Origin of the sequence: Faecalibacterium sp. An122, assembly GCF_002160895.1 — a bacterium.
Classification (GTDB): Bacteria; Bacillota; Clostridia; order Oscillospirales; family Ruminococcaceae; genus Faecalibacterium.
Map to the genome: position 1 here is coordinate 13,657 of NZ_NFLL01000029.1, position 16,086 is coordinate 29,742.

Annotated in this window: 19 protein-coding genes and 1 tRNA gene; 12 read left to right on the forward strand and 8 right to left on the reverse strand. The window is 63.2% G+C overall.

What is annotated here, in order from left to right:
- Positions 1 to 6 precede the first annotated feature (6 nt).
- Both B5E67_RS12965 and B5E67_RS12970 read left to right on the forward strand, forming a co-directional pair.
- On the forward strand, positions 7 to 567 hold the full coding sequence (locus B5E67_RS12965; RefSeq protein WP_087246439.1) for a GNAT family N-acetyltransferase: 561 nt from the start codon (positions 7 to 9) through the stop codon (positions 565 to 567).
- A 75-nt stretch (positions 568 to 642) separates the two neighbouring features.
- Positions 643 to 718, forward strand: a tRNA-Val gene (locus B5E67_RS12970).
- Between the two features lie 121 nt (positions 719 to 839).
- Here the strand turns inward: B5E67_RS12970 and B5E67_RS12975 are convergent.
- Positions 840 to 1,190, reverse strand: coding sequence for a type II toxin-antitoxin system PemK/MazF family toxin (locus B5E67_RS12975; protein WP_087246438.1), 351 nt, complete (start codon positions 1,188 to 1,190; stop codon positions 840 to 842).
- Between the two features lie 135 nt (positions 1,191 to 1,325).
- Complete coding sequence (locus B5E67_RS12980; RefSeq protein WP_087385619.1) at positions 1,326 to 1,748, reverse strand: holo-ACP synthase; 423 nt, start codon at positions 1,746 to 1,748, stop codon at positions 1,326 to 1,328.
- Between the two features lie 282 nt (positions 1,749 to 2,030).
- Between B5E67_RS12980 and B5E67_RS12985 the strand changes: the two genes are divergently transcribed.
- Positions 2,031 to 2,276, forward strand: coding sequence for an IreB family regulatory phosphoprotein (locus B5E67_RS12985; RefSeq protein WP_087246436.1), 246 nt, complete (start codon positions 2,031 to 2,033; stop codon positions 2,274 to 2,276).
- A gap of 55 nt (positions 2,277 to 2,331) precedes the next feature.
- Here B5E67_RS12985 and B5E67_RS12990 read toward each other — a convergent pair whose 3' ends face one another.
- Entirely contained in the window at positions 2,332 to 3,267 is a 936-nt protein-coding gene (locus B5E67_RS12990; RefSeq protein WP_087385620.1) for a tRNA-dihydrouridine synthase family protein, read from the reverse strand.
- Between the two features lie 114 nt (positions 3,268 to 3,381).
- The gene (locus tag B5E67_RS12995) at positions 3,382 to 3,999 is read right to left on the reverse strand and encodes a flavodoxin family protein (RefSeq protein WP_087385621.1); all 618 of its coding nucleotides are present in this window, start codon (positions 3,997 to 3,999) and stop codon (positions 3,382 to 3,384) included.
- Between the two features lie 316 nt (positions 4,000 to 4,315).
- Between B5E67_RS12995 and B5E67_RS13000 the strand changes: the two genes are divergently transcribed.
- Positions 4,316 to 5,668: an MATE family efflux transporter gene (locus B5E67_RS13000; protein ID WP_087385622.1), complete on the forward strand. Its 1,353-nt coding sequence runs from the start codon at positions 4,316 to 4,318 to the stop codon at positions 5,666 to 5,668.
- Positions 5,669 to 5,711: 43 nt separating this feature from the next.
- Here B5E67_RS13000 and B5E67_RS13005 read toward each other — a convergent pair whose 3' ends face one another.
- Together B5E67_RS13005 and B5E67_RS13010 are read right to left on the reverse strand one after the other, a co-directional pair.
- Entirely contained in the window at positions 5,712 to 6,704 is a 993-nt protein-coding gene (locus B5E67_RS13005) for an alpha/beta hydrolase (protein WP_087385623.1), read from the reverse strand.
- Positions 6,701 to 6,961, reverse strand: a complete 261-nt coding sequence (locus tag B5E67_RS13010; RefSeq protein ID WP_087246431.1) for a hypothetical protein — start codon at positions 6,959 to 6,961, stop codon at positions 6,701 to 6,703. Before B5E67_RS13010 ends, B5E67_RS13005 begins: the two co-directional genes overlap by 4 nt.
- A gap of 192 nt (positions 6,962 to 7,153) precedes the next feature.
- On the opposite strand from B5E67_RS13010, the gene B5E67_RS13015 reads away from it, so the two are divergent.
- Positions 7,154 to 8,059, forward strand: coding sequence for a LysR family transcriptional regulator (locus tag B5E67_RS13015; protein ID WP_087246430.1), 906 nt, complete (start codon positions 7,154 to 7,156; stop codon positions 8,057 to 8,059).
- A 45-nt stretch (positions 8,060 to 8,104) separates the two neighbouring features.
- On the opposite strand, the gene B5E67_RS13020 is transcribed toward B5E67_RS13015, so the two are convergent.
- Entirely contained in the window at positions 8,105 to 8,668 is a 564-nt protein-coding gene (locus tag B5E67_RS13020; RefSeq protein ID WP_087246429.1) for an ECF transporter S component, read from the reverse strand.
- 148 nt (positions 8,669 to 8,816) lie between these two features.
- Positions 8,817 to 10,160, reverse strand: a complete 1,344-nt coding sequence (locus tag B5E67_RS13025) for an MATE family efflux transporter (protein WP_087385624.1) — start codon at positions 10,158 to 10,160, stop codon at positions 8,817 to 8,819.
- Between the two features lie 377 nt (positions 10,161 to 10,537).
- On the opposite strand from B5E67_RS13025, the gene B5E67_RS13030 reads away from it, so the two are divergent.
- The 7 genes from B5E67_RS13030 (at position 10,538) to B5E67_RS13060 (ending at position 16,077) form a co-directional block, all read left to right on the forward strand.
- On the forward strand, positions 10,538 to 11,023 hold the full coding sequence (locus B5E67_RS13030) for a YbaK/EbsC family protein (RefSeq protein WP_087246427.1): 486 nt from the start codon (positions 10,538 to 10,540) through the stop codon (positions 11,021 to 11,023).
- A gap of 33 nt (positions 11,024 to 11,056) precedes the next feature.
- Positions 11,057 to 11,965, forward strand: a complete 909-nt coding sequence (locus B5E67_RS13035) for a ribonuclease Z (RefSeq protein WP_087385625.1) — start codon at positions 11,057 to 11,059, stop codon at positions 11,963 to 11,965.
- A 1-nt stretch (position 11,966) separates the two neighbouring features.
- Complete coding sequence (locus tag B5E67_RS13040; RefSeq protein ID WP_087385626.1) at positions 11,967 to 13,184, forward strand: tRNA nucleotidyltransferase; 1,218 nt, start codon at positions 11,967 to 11,969, stop codon at positions 13,182 to 13,184.
- Entirely contained in the window at positions 13,181 to 13,945 is a 765-nt protein-coding gene (locus B5E67_RS13045; protein ID WP_087246424.1) for a tRNA threonylcarbamoyladenosine dehydratase, read from the forward strand. The genes B5E67_RS13040 and B5E67_RS13045 overlap by 4 nt, the downstream gene beginning before the upstream one ends.
- A gap of 24 nt (positions 13,946 to 13,969) precedes the next feature.
- The gene (locus tag B5E67_RS13050; RefSeq protein WP_087385627.1) at positions 13,970 to 14,851 is read left to right on the forward strand and encodes an HAD family hydrolase; all 882 of its coding nucleotides are present in this window, start codon (positions 13,970 to 13,972) and stop codon (positions 14,849 to 14,851) included.
- Complete coding sequence (locus tag B5E67_RS13055; RefSeq protein WP_087368369.1) at positions 14,848 to 15,333, forward strand: DNA-deoxyinosine glycosylase; 486 nt, start codon at positions 14,848 to 14,850, stop codon at positions 15,331 to 15,333. Before B5E67_RS13050 ends, B5E67_RS13055 begins: the two co-directional genes overlap by 4 nt.
- A gap of 120 nt (positions 15,334 to 15,453) precedes the next feature.
- Entirely contained in the window at positions 15,454 to 16,077 is a 624-nt protein-coding gene (locus B5E67_RS13060; protein WP_087246421.1) for a 5-bromo-4-chloroindolyl phosphate hydrolysis family protein, read from the forward strand.
- Positions 16,078 to 16,086 lie beyond the last annotated feature (9 nt).

A 16,086-nucleotide genomic window follows, 5' to 3' on the forward strand; every position in this document is an offset into this window, starting at 1 on the left:
AAGTCCATGAACGCGCCCATTGATATCCGGGATGTGGTGCTCCATACCCCGCGGCTGACCCTGCGCCCCTGGCGTCCGGAGGACCTGGAGGATTTTTACGCCTATGCCCGGGTGGATGGGGTGGGCCAGATGGCCGGATGGCTGCCCCACCAGAGCCGGGAGGAGACCCAAAAAATTCTGGACCTGTTTATCAGCCAGCACAAGACCTTTGCCCTGGAATATCAGGGCAGGGTGGTGGGCTCCCTGGGCATTGAGTGCTACGACGAGGAAAATTATCCCGAACTGGCCGGCCCCCGGGGCCGGGAGATCGGCTATGTGCTGGCCAAAGACTGCTGGGGCCAGGGACTGATGCCCGAGGCGGTCAAGGCGGTGATCCGGTACCTGTTTGAGGTGGAAAAGCTGGATTTCCTGATTGCGGGCCACTTTGACCGCAACACCCGCTCGGCGCGGGTCATCGAAAAGTGCGGTTTCCGCTACAACAAGACCCTGCCCTATGAGACCCACTATGGCACCGTGGAGACCTCGGAGGAGAGCATTCTCTGGAACCCGGACCGCGCCGGCGTCTGATTTGAAGAAAAATTGAAAAAACCTCTTGCATTTTCCGCCAAAGTGTGGTATTATACTTGAGTCGCGAGACACTTTGGACGGTTAGCTCAGCTGGTAGAGCATCTGCTTGACGTGCAGGAGGTCACAGGTTCGAGTCCTGTACCGTCCACCAGACCCCGGAACATACGTTCCGGGGTTTTTCATTTCCTTGTGGTGTATCACCCAAAAAATCCCCGCCGTGGCGCAATGCCAGGCGGGGATTTTCAGTGTGGCGGGTCAGGCCGCCATGAAGCTCAATAGCCGTTCAGCCCCAGGCTGACGTCCAGGGCCTGGTTGACCCGTTTCTGGTCCTCGGGGGTGATCTGGCCGGCGCGCTGGCGCAGCCGGTGCTTATCCAACGTGCGGATCTGTTCCAGCAGCACCACGCTGTCCTTGGCCAGGCCGGTGTCGGCCGCCCGGATGTTGATGTGGGTGGGCAGGCGGGTCTTATCCAGCCGGGATGTAATGGCCGCCGCGATCACGGTGGGGCTGTGCCGGTTGCCGATTTCGTTCTGGACGATCAGCACCGGGCGGACGCCGCCCTGCTCCGAGCCGACCACAGGCGACAGGTCGGCGTAAAAAACTTCTCCTCTGTGTACCTCCATGGAACTCCCTCCTTACAGATTGGGGGGCGCGGTATCTGGCCGCTCTATGTGTTGGCGTGCCAGCGGCCCGCAGCCCTTTGGGTGACACCAGAAGTATGCCCCAAAGGCCCCGGGCCTATGCAGGACGCCGCTGGTTTATCTTATGCAGGGAGTTCCGTTTTCTTCCAGCAGGCAGACCGCCATGGCCATGCCGCCGTCGTGGCTGAGGGTGAGATGGGCGGTGAGCTGGCGCTGGGCCACCCACTCGGCGGTCCGGCCCGAAAACCGGTAGGCCGGCGCTCCGGAGGGAAGCCGCACAGCCTGAATCTCGGCCAGGGAGAAGGGTCCCGCCAGGCCGGTGCCCGCCGCCTTGAGGAAGGCCTCCTTGGCGGCGAAGTCGGCCGCCGCGCTGGCGATGCGGTGGGCCGAGAGGGTGCCCTGTCCCTCCTCCGAAAGGCCCAGGGCGGCCCGCTCCTCGGGGCCCAGCACCCGCCGCGCAAAGGCAGCCCCGTGGGGGCCGGTAAGGCTTTTTTCCATCCGGGCCACGGCGCACAGATCGCACCCGATGCCGAAGATCATATAGCTCCTCCTTTCCCGGCCGCCGGCCGGACCCGCTCTGGGCGGGAAAATGACCTGAAAATGGGACGATGCCCCACTTGGGGCCCGCGATGCAGGGAAAAAGCCCTCGCACCGTGCTCAAAACAGAGGCTCAAATACTACTTTAGATGTAGCTGTTTTGTAAATATTTGTATCCATACTTGAAGTTTGGGCCTGATTCGTGTAGAATAAAAGAAGCATTTGTGCGGCAGCCCGTGGCCGCAGACCGCTTTGTATCCACAAAGCAGAAGGGAGTGGATTGTTATGAGTGAACCTACTGCTATTTTTTCGATCCACGATGAAAAGGACGAGCAGATCCGTGAGATATTGCAGCAAGTGTATGCTGCGCTGAAGGAGAAGGGCTATAACCCGGTCAATCAGCTGGTGGGCTACATCCTGTCGGAAGACCCCACCTACATCACGACCCACAACGGCGCGCGCTCCCTGATTCGCAAGGTTGACCGCGATGACCTGCTGCAGGCGCTGCTGCGCAACTATCTGGATGTCTGATTCCATCCACATCTGATCCGGCCCGCTGCCCCCGTGAGGGGCGGCGGTTTTTTCGTTACCGGCGCAGGGGCAGGGTGAAAATCTGGTTCACCGTCACCTCATATTCCCAGGGCTCCCGCAGCTTTTTCAGCTGCTTTTCCAGCTTTTCGGTCCCCTCAAACAGGCCGATACACTCGTGCCAGAAGGCTTTCATCCGGCTGATGGCGGCGGGAGCGCTGCCAAAGGCGGCGGTGTAGCCGGTGTACAGCCCATCCAGATAGGCCCGCAGCTCCTCTTTGGAGGCGGGGGCCCCGCCCCGGGCCCGGCGGAACAGGGCCGGGTCGGCAATGAGGCCCCGGCCCGCCATCAGGCCCGAAAGACCGGGCCAGGCGGCCTCCAGGGCGGCGAGGTCCTGGGGCGTGGTGATGTCCCCATTGTAGCAGACGGGAAAATGGCAGGCGGGCAGGGCGGCGGCAAAGGCGTCCCGGTCCGCCTGGCCCCGGTACAGCTGGCGCATCACCCGGGGATGGATGATGAGCTCGGCCAGGGGATAGCGGTTGTAGACCTCCAGAATGGCCTGGAACTCCTCCGGCTTGTCCACCCCGATCCGGGTTTTGACCGAGATGGGCCCGCCTGCCTCCTCAAAGACCGTGTCCAGGAACCGGTCCAAAGCCTCCAGGTCCCGCAGCATGCCGGCGCCCTTTCCCTTGGCGGTGACGGTGCCGGAGGGACAGCCGAAATTCAGGTTGACCTCGGTGTAGCCCATCTGGCGCAGCACGCCGATCATCCAGGCGGCGCAGCTGCCGTCCTTGCCCAGAAGCTGGGGGATCACCGGCACGCCGGGGTTGGCCTCGGGCAGAAGCTCGTCCATCTTCTTTTTCACCGGGATGCGGTTTTCGGGCGGGGAGATAAAGGGGGCGTAATACCGGTCCGCCCCGCCGAAGATGTGCTGATGGGTCTGGCGCCAGACCCGGTCGGTGAGGCCCTCCATGGGGGCTGCATTGTAGCGCATGACATTGTCTCCTTGTGATATGGTTCGATGACACGATAGCATAGAGAAAGCCCCTTTGTCAAGGCGCAAAAAGGCCCGCCTTCCGGCGGGGAAGGCGGGCATGGACGGGGAAAATTACCGGATGAAACTGGTGCGCTGGGGGGCCTCGGCCTCGGGCAGGCCGTAGGTCTCTTTGCCCAGGGCGATGCTCTTGATCAGGAAGGACATGTTCCGGGCCAGAACCCGCATGGTCTGCAGGCCTTCGGCGTCCTGGGCGGCCTCGCCGGGGGCGCGGCCATGGACGCTGTTCCAGTACTGGCTGGAGGCCACCGGCATCCCAGCGATGGTGAAGTATTTGTTCAGCTCGTCAAAGGTGGCAGACAGGCCGCCGCGGCGGGCCACCACCACGCTGGCGCCCACCTTCATGGCCTTGCTGAAGTGGGTGCTGTAGAACAGCCGGTCCAGGAAGGAGATCAGGGTGCCGTTGGCCGAGGCGTAATACACCGGGGACGCGATGACCAGGCCGTCGCAGGCCTCGAACTTGGGGGCCACGGCGTTGACGGCGTCGTCAAAGACACACTGGCCCTTCTGGGCACAGGTGTTGCAGGCGATGCAGCCGCGGATGGCCTGGTTGCCAATCTGGATGGTTTCGGTCTCGATGCCCTCCTGGGCGAAGACAGCCTCCATCTCCTTGAGGGCGATGGACGTGTTGCCGCTCACCCGGGGGCTGCCGTTGATCATAAGAACTTTCATGGATGTACACCTCGCTTGGTTTGCTTTGTACCAGTCTATGCGGCCCGGCGGGCCAAAAGCCAGTCCGGGAGCCGGGATTGGCTGGCTGTTTTATTATAACACGGCCCGGCCCGGAAGGAAAGCGGCCCGCCGCCGCGATTTTTTCAGAATTTGGCGCTTGACAACCGGGCGGGTCTGTATTACAATATGCACTGCGAAAGCTATATTTTTTCCTGTTTCTGAGACAAACAGGGGAGAATATAGCTTTTTTTAATGGGGCCCTTTGGTTGCCAAAAGGGCATGAAATTCACTGCACAACGCAAGGAGCCTTAATTACATGCAGCAAAGCTTTATGAAAACAAAACCGGTTCTGCCGCTGGTGTTGTCCATGTCTCTGCCGATGGTGCTGTCGATGCTGGTGTCGTCGCTGTACAACATCGTGGACAGCTACTATGTGGCCCAGATCAGTGAGAGCGCCATGACGGCCCTGTCTCTGGTGTTCCCGCTGCAGAACCTGATCAATGCGGTGACCATCGGCTTTTCGGTGGGCGCCAACGCCGTCATCTCCTATCATCTGGGAGCCCAGGAAAGCCGCAAAGCCACGGCGGCCGCCTCCCAGAGCATTGTATGGAACGTCCTCCACGGCCTGGTGCTGATGGCCATCTGCATCCCCGTCATGCCGGCCTTTCTGGGGATGTTCACCGCCGACGGGGTGGTGATTGACCTGGGTGTGCGCTATTCCCGGATCGCCTTTGCCTTCTCCACCGTGGTCGCCGCGGCCATGTCGCTGGAAAAAATCTGCCAGGCCACCGGCAAGATGATGATGACCATGGTCTGCATGCTGTCGGGCTGCGTCACCAATATCCTGCTGGACCCGGTGCTGATCTTTGGATGGGGCCCCTTCCCGGCCATGGGTGTGGAGGGCGCAGCCATCGCCACCGGCGTGGGCCAGCTGTTCAGCCTGGGCATCTATCTGGTCTGCTATTTCACCGGCCGTATCCCCGTCCGCATCCGCTTTGGCCGGGATATGATCGACTGGGCCATCACCCGGAAGATGTACGCCGTGGGCGTGCCGGCCACTCTGAATCTGGCCCTGCCCTCCCTGCTGATCTCCTGCCTGAACATCATCCTGACGGCGTACTCCGAGGTCTATGTGCTGGTGCTGGGCGTCTACTACAAGCTCCAGACCTTCCTGTACCTGCCGGCCAGCGGCATTGTCCAGGGCATGCGGCCCGTCATCGGCTACAACTACGGCGCCCGGGAGCATGAGCGGGTCCGCAAAATCTTTATGACCGGCCTGACCCTCTCGGTGGGGATCATGGCGGTGGGCACCGTCCTGTGCTGGGTGGTGCCGGACTGGCTCATCGGCCTGTTCTCCTCCAACGCCGAGACCACCGCGGTGGGCAGCACCGCCCTGCGGATCATCAGCCTGGGCTTTATCATCTCGGCGGTGTCGGTTATTTCCTGCGGCGCCCTGGAGGGCCTGGGCATGGGCGGGCCCTCGCTGCTGATCTCCCTGCTGCGGTACGCCCTGTGCATCATCCCGGTGGCCTTTGTGCTCAGCCGCATCTGGGGCGCGGTGGGCGTCTGGCACGCCTTCTGGGTCACCGAAGTGGTGGCCGCTGCGGTCAGCTGGCAGATCTGCCGCCGCAACGTCTTCTCCAAATCCCAATCCGATCCGGAAACCTGACAACCAAAAAGAGCGGACCCGCAAAGGTCCGCTCTTTTCAACTTTAACCCAGATACTTGTGGAAAAACGCTGCCATGGTGTCGAAGGGGATGACGTCGGTCCGGTCGTAGAGATCGGTGTGGACCGCCCCGGGGATGATGAGCAGCTCTTTGTTGTCGGGGCAGGGATTGCCCTCCATCATGGCCGCAAAGGCGTCCCGGCTCATGTAGCAGGAGTGGGCCTTTTCGCCGTGGATCACCAGCACGGCGCTGCGGATTTCATTGGTGTAGGCCAGGATGGGCTGGTTGAGGAAGGAAATGCAGCCGGTGACGTTCCAGCCGCCGTTGGAGTTGAGGGACCGGGGATGATAGCCCCGGGGCGTCTTGTAGTAGTCGTAGTAGTCCTTCACAAAGAAAGGGGCGTCCTCCGGCAGGGGGTCCACCACGCCGCCTCCCAGCACATAGCTGCCGCTGCGGTAGTCGGCGGTGCGCTGGGCGTTCAGGGCAACCCGCTTGGCGTGGCGGGCTTCTTCGCTGTCCTCGGCGTCAAAGTAGCCCTTGGCGTTGATCCGGCTCATGTCGTACATGGTGGAGGTGACGGTGGCCCGGACCCGGGTGTCCAGGGCGGCGGTGTTCAGGGCCAGGCCGCCCCAGCCGCAGATGCCGATGATGCCGATTTTGTCGGGGTCCACGTTGTCCTGCACTGACAGGAAATCCACCGCGGCCTGGAAGTCCTCGGTGTTGATGTCAGGGGAGGCCATGTACCGGGGCTGGCCTCCGCTCTCGCCGGTGAAAGAGGGGTCAAAGGCCAGGGTCAGAAAGCCCTTTTCGGCCATGGTCTGGGCGTACAGGCCCGAGGCCTGTTCCTTGACGGCGCCGAAGGGGCCGCAGACCGCAAGGGCGGGCAGGGGCCCGGCGGCGTCCGCCGGCTGATAGAGGTCAGCCGCCAGGGTGATGCCGTACCGGTTGTGGAAGGTCACCTTGCGGTGGGTGACCTGGCTGCTGGGGGCAAAGGTCTTGTCCCATTCCTGGGTCAGGTGCAGTGCTTCTTGGGTCATAGCCAAAAACCTCCTTTGGGATCTGCGTCCTGCTTGTGCATCAGGTAGAGCAGGTGATCGAGACAGTCAATCTTATATTCCACACAGTGGAGCGTCTGGAGCAGGGCTGCCTTCTGGCGGGCCAGCATGCGGTATTGTTCGCAGCGGCGGTGGGCCTGCTCCAGCTCTAGAAAGCGGGCGATGAGGTCGTCGTCGCATCCGGCGTCCGACAGGTTCCGCCGCAGGCGGAACACCTGCTCTTCTGAAAGGGTTTCCATCCGGCACACCTCCTTGGCCCGCTGGGATTTGTTTCTGGTTGTATTGTAGGACAGCGCCGGTCAAATAGCAAATACTTCGTTTTTATTGGGAGAAATGCTTGGCAGGCATACCAAAAAGGGTGTATACTGAAAAGGCAAAAAGCGGAAAGGAGGACGGCAGGGGCCCGGAAGGCTGCGCCCTGCCACATAGGGATGGAGATACGGACACTGCGCTATTTTCTGGCGGTAGCCCGGGAGGGCAGCATCACCCGGGCCGCCAATTTTCTGCACCTGACCCAGCCCACCCTGTCCCGGCAGATGCAGGACCTGGAGCAGGAGCTGGGCCGTCAGCTTCTGATCCGTAAAAGCCACCGGGTGGACCTGACCCCCGAGGGGGTGCTGCTGCGCAAGCGGGCCGAGGAGATTGTGGCCATGGTGGACAAGACCGAGGCCGAGTTCATCGCCCTGGAGGACACCATCAGCGGAGATATCTACATCGGCAGCGGCGAGACCCGGGGCCTGTGCCCCATTGCGGACCTGATCCGGCAGCTGCGGGCGGAGTGCCCCGGCATCCGGTATCACCTGCACAGCGGCAACGCCCAGGATGTGACCGACCGGCTGGACAAGGGCCTGCTGGATTTCGGCATCCTGATCCAGCCGGCGGACATCGCCAAATACGACACCCTCAGCCTGCCGGCCAAGGACGTCTGGGGGGTGCTGATGCGCCGGGACAGCCCCCTGGCCCAGAAGGAGTACATCGAAAAGGCCGACCTGATGGAGCTGCCTCTGATCTGTTCCCGACAGGTCATCACCCCCCACCCGGGGGAAAACGCCTTTGCGGACTGGTTTGGAGAGGACTTCGGCAAGCTGGATATTGCGGTCAACTACAACCTGGTGTACAATGCGGCCCTGCTGGTGGAGGCGGGGGTGGGGTACGCCATCACCCTGGACGGCCTGGCCAACACCTCGGAGAGCAGCAAACTGTGTTTCCGGCCCCTGTGGCCAAGGCTGGAGTCGGGCCTGGATATTGTGTGGAAAAAGTATCAGGTGTTTTCCCCGGCGGCGGAACTGTTTCTGTCCCGCCTGCGGGAGAAGATTGAGCAGGATCGGCGGATATGAAAAAAACGGAGCCTTTTGGAAGGCTCCGGTTTTTGGTTTGTGGGATCAGCGGGTTTCGCCGGCGGGCTTTTTGGCCTGACGGAAGGGCACCAGCCCGGTGCGGTTGAGGGCCACCATCACCGCCGGAATCAGGATCAGCTGGATGATGATGCCGGGGATGGCGTTGAGGAAGGCGCTGGCCATAAAGACCTGCAGGGTCAGGGCGCTGCCGGTCAGGCCCAGCAGCACCGCCTGCACCACGCCCCAGACGGCGCGGCCGGCCAGCATGGCCAGCAGCAGGCAGCGGTACAGGGCCCGGATGCACTGCCAGCGGGACCGGCTGTACAGCAGGCCCACCACCAGGCCGTAGGTCATCAGCTCAAAGGCCATGGAGGTGGCGGTGGGGAACAGGGGCGGCATCCCGAACAGGACCGACCGCAGCAGAGGTACAATGAAACCCACGGCTGCGCCGTACTGCCAGCCGCAGATCAGACCGCAGAGGAACACGGGAAGGTGCATGGGCAGCAGCATGCTGCCAATCTGGGGGATCTGCCCGGTGAAGAAGGGCAGTACCAGGCCCAGAGCAAGGAACATGGCGGACAAAGTCAGAGTTTTCAGCTGTTTGTTCACGTGATGGTTCTCCTTATACCTGTGTTTTGTGCCGCCGGATGCCGCAGTAGCCGGACGGCGGATTCCATATCCTACTATAGCACAAGAGAAGGAAAAGCACAAATGCCTTGTGGGAATAACCGGGCATATGGCCGCGGCATGACCCGGGTCAGGCGGCGTCGGGCTGGTGGAGCTCCGGCCACTTGCGGCGGAGGATCACCGCCGCCAGGACGGCCGCCAGAGCCGAGGTGGCGGGGAAGTTGATCCACAGACCCTGCAGCCCCAGAGGCCACAGCACCAGCAAAAGCGCCACCGGGAACAGCAGGGCGGTGGACACCGAGATGATGGAGGCGGCCAGAGGTTTTTCGATGGCCAGCATATAGCTCTGGGTGGCAAAGGAGAGCCAGCGGGTCAGATAGGTCAGGCTGAACAGCTGCAGCGCGCCCACCGACATGGCCAGGGCATCCCCGGCGGCGCCGGCGATGAACAGCCGGGTAATCCAGGCCGGGGCCAGGCCGATGACCACCACCGACACCAGCGAGATGACCGCCGCCGCGATGAAGCAGCATTTTTCGATGGCCCGCACCCGGGAGAATTTTCGGGCGCCCCAGTTGTAGCCCACCGCCGGCTGGAGGGAATCGCACATGCCGTACATGAGGGGCTGGATGAAGCCGTCCACGTACATCAGGATGCCGTAGACCGAGACGGCCAGCTCGCCGCCCAGCCGCACCAGGAACAGGTTCATCAGGATGGAGGTGATGCGGCCGGCGATGTTGTTCAAAAAGCTGGGGCAGCCGCAGACAAAGATCTGGCGCAGCTGCCGGGCCTCAAACCGGGGCCGGCAGAAGTGGAGCAGGGCTTTGCCCCGGACAAAGGGGATGAAGGCCAGCAGGACGCACAGGAACATGCCCAGCGAGGCGGCGAAGGCCGCCGCCCAGATGCCCCATCCGAACACGCCCAGAAACAGCACGTCGAAGGCGACGCAGAGGACCGACATCAGGATGTTCAGGTACATGCTGCCCCGGATGTAGCCCGAGATCCGCAGGTAGTTGTCCACCGCGAACAGGATGGTGGTGAAGGGGGAACAGAGGGCATAGGTCCGCAGATACTGGACCGCCTGGACGGCGAAATCGCCCTTGGCTCCCATCATGCCGATGAGGAAGGGCGCCGCCGCGAACATGATGGCCCCCATCAGGGCGCCGGTGGCCACGATCAGGATGCAGGCGCAGGTGAAAATGTTGTTGGCCTCCCGGCGGTTTTCCCGGCCCAGGGCGATGGAAATGGGCACCGAAGACCCCACGCCGATCAGGTCGGCCAGGGAAAAGTTGATGATGACAAAGGGCAGGGCCAGATTGAGGGCCGCAAAGGCGGTGGAGTTGAGAAAGTTCCCCACAAAGATGCCGTCCAGAAACTGGTACAGCGAGGAGGCCAGCATGCTGACGGCCCCGGGAATGGAGGCAATAAAGAACAGCTTTACAGGGGGTGTCTTGGCAAAAAGTGCGGTGGATTCCATAAAGATGAAACATCTCCTTTCTGTCATGGCAAGAGAAAAGCGGAGGACAAACCCCGGGGCGCCGGTCCGGGGCGGAGGTTTTCCAGAAACCAAAAAAGGCGCCCGGCCATTGCAACAACGTAACAACAACCGAGCGCACTCGACATCTTATCCGATCAGAGATACAGCATCTCTTTGGTGTATTGCGATACACGATCCTCCGATGAGACGGTATTCTGTTTTTGTTCTCCGGGCGGGAACGCCCTCATTATAACGGATCTAATAAAAAAGTCAAGCCCCCCTGCAAAGGGGCGTCAATATGGCGTTTTGGGGCGGTGTGTGTTATAGTATAAGAGATACGCCCGCGGGGCGCGCAAACCGATGGAGGGGGAAGAAAAATGTCCATTGAAAAAGTCAAAGCCTATTTCAAAACCTGCGGCATGGAGGACCGGGTGCTGGAGTTTCCGGTGTCCAGCGCCACGGTGGAACTGGCCGCCCAGGCGGTGGGCTGTGAGCCGGGCCGGATCGCCAAGACCCTGTCTTTTATGGTGAACGAGGGGCCGGTGCTGATTGTGGCCGCGGGAGACGCCAAGATCGACAACCACAAGTACAAACAGCAGTTTGGCACCAAGGCCAAAATGCTGACCGCCGACGAGGCCGCCCGGCTCATCGGCCACGCGGTGGGCGGAGTCTGCCCCTTTGCGGTGAATCCGGGGGTGACGGTGTATCTGGACGCCTCCCTCAAACGGTTTGAGACGGTGTTCCCCGCCTGCGGCAGCAGCAATTCCGCCATTGAGCTGACCATCCCCGAGCTGGAAAAGCACTCGGGATATACGGCCTGGGTGGACGTCTGTAAAAATTGGGAACAGCCCGCCCAGGGCTGACAAGCGTATTTTCGAGCAGAGAGGAGGCAGGATATGGTTACAGTCACCTTGCTGGGCACCGCGGCCACCATGCCGCTGCCCGACCGCGCCCTGACCGCGGCTCTGGTGTCCTGGGGCGGCCACAGTCTGCTGCTGGACTGCGGCGAGGGCACCCAGGCTGCCGCCGTGAAAGCCGGGGTGAGCCTTTCCAAACTGGAGGCCATTTGTCTGACCCATTACCATGGGGATCATGTGTTCGGTCTGCCGGGCCTGCTGCAGACCATCGGATGCCAGGGACGCACCGCGCCCCTGCTTCTGACGGGGCCCAAAGGGTTGGAATCCTTCTGGAGCGTGATGCGGGTGCTGGCGGGGCCGCTGCCCTATCCGGTGGTGCTGGCCGACGCGGGCGAACAGCCCCTCTGGTTTGAGGGCGGGGCGGAATTGTCCGCCATTCCCACCCGGCACCGGGTGCCCAGCCAGGGCTATGCCTTTTATCTGCCCCGGGCCGGCCGGTTTGACCCCGAAAAGGCCCGGGCCCTGGGGGTTCCCATGCAGGAATGGAAGCGGCTGCAAAAAGGGGAGGCAGTGGAGGCTCTGGGCCGCACCGTCCAGCCCCAGGAAGTCTGCGGCCCCGCCCGGCGGGGAATCCGGGTGGTGTTCTCGGGGGATACCGCGCCCTGTCCCGCGCTGGAAGCGGCGGCCCGGGATGCGGACCTGCTGGTCTGCGACGCCACCTACGCCGAGGAAGAACAGGCCGGCGAGGCCGCCAAGTATGGTCACAGCACCTTTTCCCAGAGCGCGGGCCTGGCGGCCCGGGCCGGGGCCCGGCGGCTGTGGCTGGCCCATTACTCCCCCCGCATCAAGGAGCCGGAGGAATTTCTGCCCCTGGCCCGGGCTATCTGCCCGGCGGCAGAATGCGGCTTTGACGGCAAGGCCGTCACCCTGCACTTTGAGGAGGCGTGAAATGACCATTGCAATGGACCCCGGCGCGGCTGCCGTCCTGGCAGCACTGCACAGAGCGGGGTATCAGGGCTATCTGGTGGGGGGCTGCGTCCGGGACAGTCTGGCGGGGCGGACGCCCCACGACTGGGACATCTGCACCAGCGCCAGGCCGCAGCAGGTGCTGGAACTCTTTGGGGAGGAACAGTGCATCCCCACCGGCCTGCAGCACGGCACCGTCACCATCAAACAGGACGGCGGCTTTTATGAGGTCACCACCTTCCGGGTGGAGGAGGGCTATTCGGATGGCCGCCACCCCGACCGGGTGAACTTTGTGGCGGATGTGCGGGAGGACCTGGCCCGGCGGGATTTCACCATCAACGCCATGGCCTACAACGACGCCGAGGGTCTGGTGGACCCCTTCGGCGGCCGAGAGGACCTGCTGGTCCGCCATGTGGTGCGGGCGGTGGGAGACCCGGCCAGCCGGTTTGAGGAGGACGGTCTGCGAATTCTGCGGCTATACCGGTTTGGGGCCAAAGAGGCTCTGGACCTGGACCCGGCCACCGCCCGGGCCGCCCTGCAGGAGCGGGCCCGGCTGGACTGTGTCTCGGCCGAGCGCATAGGGCAGGAGCTGTACAAACTGCTGTCGGCCCCCAAACCTGCCCGGTGGATGCCGCCCGAAATTCTGGAACAGATTCTGCCCGGACTGGACTGCGCCCGGCAGCCGGAGCGGTACGCCGAAAGCCTCCGGGTGGTGGATGCCCTGATATCTGACCCGCTGGCCCGGCTGGCGGCTCTGCTGGCCCCGGCGGGAGCCGGGACAGCCTGCGACGCGGTGGCCCGGCTGCGGTGTTCCGGAGCGCAGGCGAAAGAGGTCTGCACCCTGGTGCAGGAGAGCGGTTTGAACCTCAGCGGGGACAGCCCCCGGCTTCAGGCCCGGCGTCTGCTGGCCCGGTTGGAGCCGGACACCGTCCGGCGATTGCTGGCACTGCGGCAGGCCCAGACCGGACAGGCGGCCTTTGGAGAGACCGCCCGGGCCGCTGAAGCCCTGCTGGAAGAAGGGGCCTGCTGCCGGGTGAGCCAGCTGGCCGTCACCGGCCGGGACCTGCTGGACCTGGGGGTGAAGCCGGGGCCCATGATGGGCCGCCTGCTGGCCGAGGCCCTGGACCAGGTGATCGAAGAAACCATACCCAATCAGCGCGCCGCCCTGCTGGGCTGGCTCAAGGAGAACCATAGTTTATGACAGATACGACAAGAGAACAGTACTCCCGCACCCGGCTGCTGCTGGGTCAGGCGGGATTGGATCAGCTTCGCCGGGCCCGTGTGGCCGTCTTTGGCGTGGGCGGCGTGGGCGGCTATGTGGTGGAAGCCCTGGCCCGCAGCGGCGTGGGAGCTCTGGACCTGATCGACGACGACAAGGTCTGCCTGAGCAACCTGAACCGCCAGATCATTGCCACCCGCTCCACCCTGGGTCAGTACAAGGTGGACGCCGCGGCGGCCCGCATCCGGGACATTGACCCCGATATCCAGGTGCGCACCTACAAGACCTTTTACACCCCCGAGACGGCGGATCAGTTTGATTTCACCCAGTACAGCTATGTGGTGGACGCCATCGACACGGTGACCGGCAAGCTGGCCCTGGTGATGCAGGCCCAGGCCGCCGGCGTCCCCATCATCTGCTCCATGGGGGCGGGCAACAAGCTGGACCCCTCCCGCTTTGAGGTGGCGGACATCTACGACACCTCGGTCTGCCCGCTGGCCCGGGTGATGCGGAATGAATGCCGCAAACGGGGGGTCAAACACCTCAAAGTAGTCTATTCCAAAGAGCCGGCCCTTGCCCCGCGGATGGAGGAAATGGAGCCGGAAACCACCGCAGAGCCCACCGCCCGGCCCGGCGCGCCCAAAAAGCGGGCCCCGGGTTCCCTGGCCTTTGTGCCGTCGGCGGCGGGGCTGATTCTGGCCGGCGAGGTCATTTGCGACCTGACCGGCTGCCGCAACGGGTGAGGAAGCCCAATAAGGGAGGAAGACATGAAGTACAAACTGTTATCCAGCGATTACGACAACACCCTGGTTCCCTTTGGGGAAAAGCGGCCCCGCCCTGCGGTGGAGGCCGCCGTCCAGAAGATGCAGGCCGCCGGCGGAAAATTCGTCCTGAGCACCGGCCGGGCCTGGCCCGCCATCAAGACCCCCGGCCAGCTGGGGGCCATCCGCTTTGACTATGCCATCACCTGCAACGGCGCCTATGTGGTGGACCGCAATGGCGCATCGGTCTACGAGCGGCCCCTCATCCCCGAGGAAATGTATGCCCTGGTGGACTTCTGCGAGGATTACGATTATCTGCTGCAGTTCAACTTCCGGGATGCCTATTATGCCTACTGCGGCTATGAGGGCCTGCGCAGCCGGTATGAGCGGATGGGCAGCCCCGGCCTTGCCTGTGTGGACGGCGAGGACCAGGACCGCCATCTGATCGATATGCCCCACGCCGCCTTTATGGTAGCTCCCGAGGAGGCCGTGGAGGCCTTCCAGAAGAAGTACGGCCACCTGAACCTGCATTTCATGCGGGTAGGCGGCCGGGATGAAATGGGCTGGTGCTGCTACGACATCGTCCGGGAAGGGGTGGACAAGGGCACCGGCCTGGCAGGCCTGTGCGAGGCCATGGGTATCACCCTGGAGGAGACGGTGGCCGCCGGCGACTCGGCCAATGACATCGGGATGCTGCGGGCCGCCGGCCTGGGCTGCTGCATGGACAACGGCAGCCCCGACGCCAAGGCCGCCGCCGACCGGATCATCGGCGACGTGCGGGAGGACGGCCTGGCCGACCTCATCGAGGAGCTGTGGTTCGACGGGCCCCGGGCAGAGCCCTCCGGCCGGAACCTGGGCTCGGCCTGGGGAGGCGCATTCAAGGAATGAGCTTTCCTCCGGTTTACGGCCCCCACAGCAGGGCCCTGATCCTGGGCAGCTGGCCCAGCCCCAAGAGCTGGGCCATGGGCTTTTACTATGGCCACCCCAACAACCGGTTCTGGCCGCTGCTGGCCAGTCTCACCGGCGAGGCCGTCCCGGCCCGGGAGGACATCGAGGCCAAGCGGGGGCTGATTCTGCGGCATAACCTGGCCCTCTGGGATGTGCTGGCCAGCTGCACCATCGAGGGGGCGTCGGATGCCTCCATCCGGGACGCTGTGCCGGAGGACATCGCCGCCCTTCTGGCCAAGGCCCCCATTGAGGCGGTGTTCTGCAACGGCGCCGCCGCTCATAAACTCTACACCCAATACATGCAGCCGGTCAGCGGGATTCCGGCCGTCCGGCTGCCCAGCACCAGCCCCGCCAATGCCGCCTGGCAGATGGACCGTCTGCGGGAGGCCTGGGGCAAGGCGCTGGGGCCCTACCTGCGGTGAAAAAAGAAAGATAAAATCATTTCCAAGCTGTAAATTCTTGACCCAAACCCTTGCGTTTTTGTTAAAAGGCTTTATTATTAGGGTATGAACAGCGTTTTTTAGCCCGAAGGAGATACGACCATGAGTAAAATCATCCGCACCGAAAAGCCCAGCGTCCTGCCCTTTTATGCGGCAGCGGCAGCAGGGCTTGTGCTGTGCATTGTCCTGCCGGTGTATAAACTCTGGGCGCTGGCGGTGATGCTGGTGGGGGCTGCGGCGGCTTTTGCCGCGGCCAGCCGGGTCTGCCCGCCGCAGGTGATCGAGCGGGAAGTGCCCTTCCACACCGGCAGCGGAGACGTGGACCAGATGCTCACCGATATCCAGCAAAAGCTGGATACCCTCCACGCCCTGAACGACGCTCTGCCCGATCCCCAGATGTCGGCGGCCATGGACCGGATGGAACGGGCCGGCCGCTCCATCATTGAGGTGGTGGAATCAAACCCCGCCAAGGCCAAGCAGATCCGCCGCTTTGCCAACTACTATCTGCCCGACGCGGTCCATGTGCTGGAACAGTATGCCGCCATGGCCCGGCAGGGGGTGCGGGGTGAAAACGCAGCGTCGGTCCGCACCGAAGTGGAGCGGAACGTGGGGGTTATTGCCACGGCGTTTGAGCATCAGCTGGACGCCCTGTATGCCTCCGAGAGCATGGACCTGTCGGCCGACCTGGCGGTCCTGGAGACGCTGATGAAAAACCAGGGATTGTAAAACCCGCCC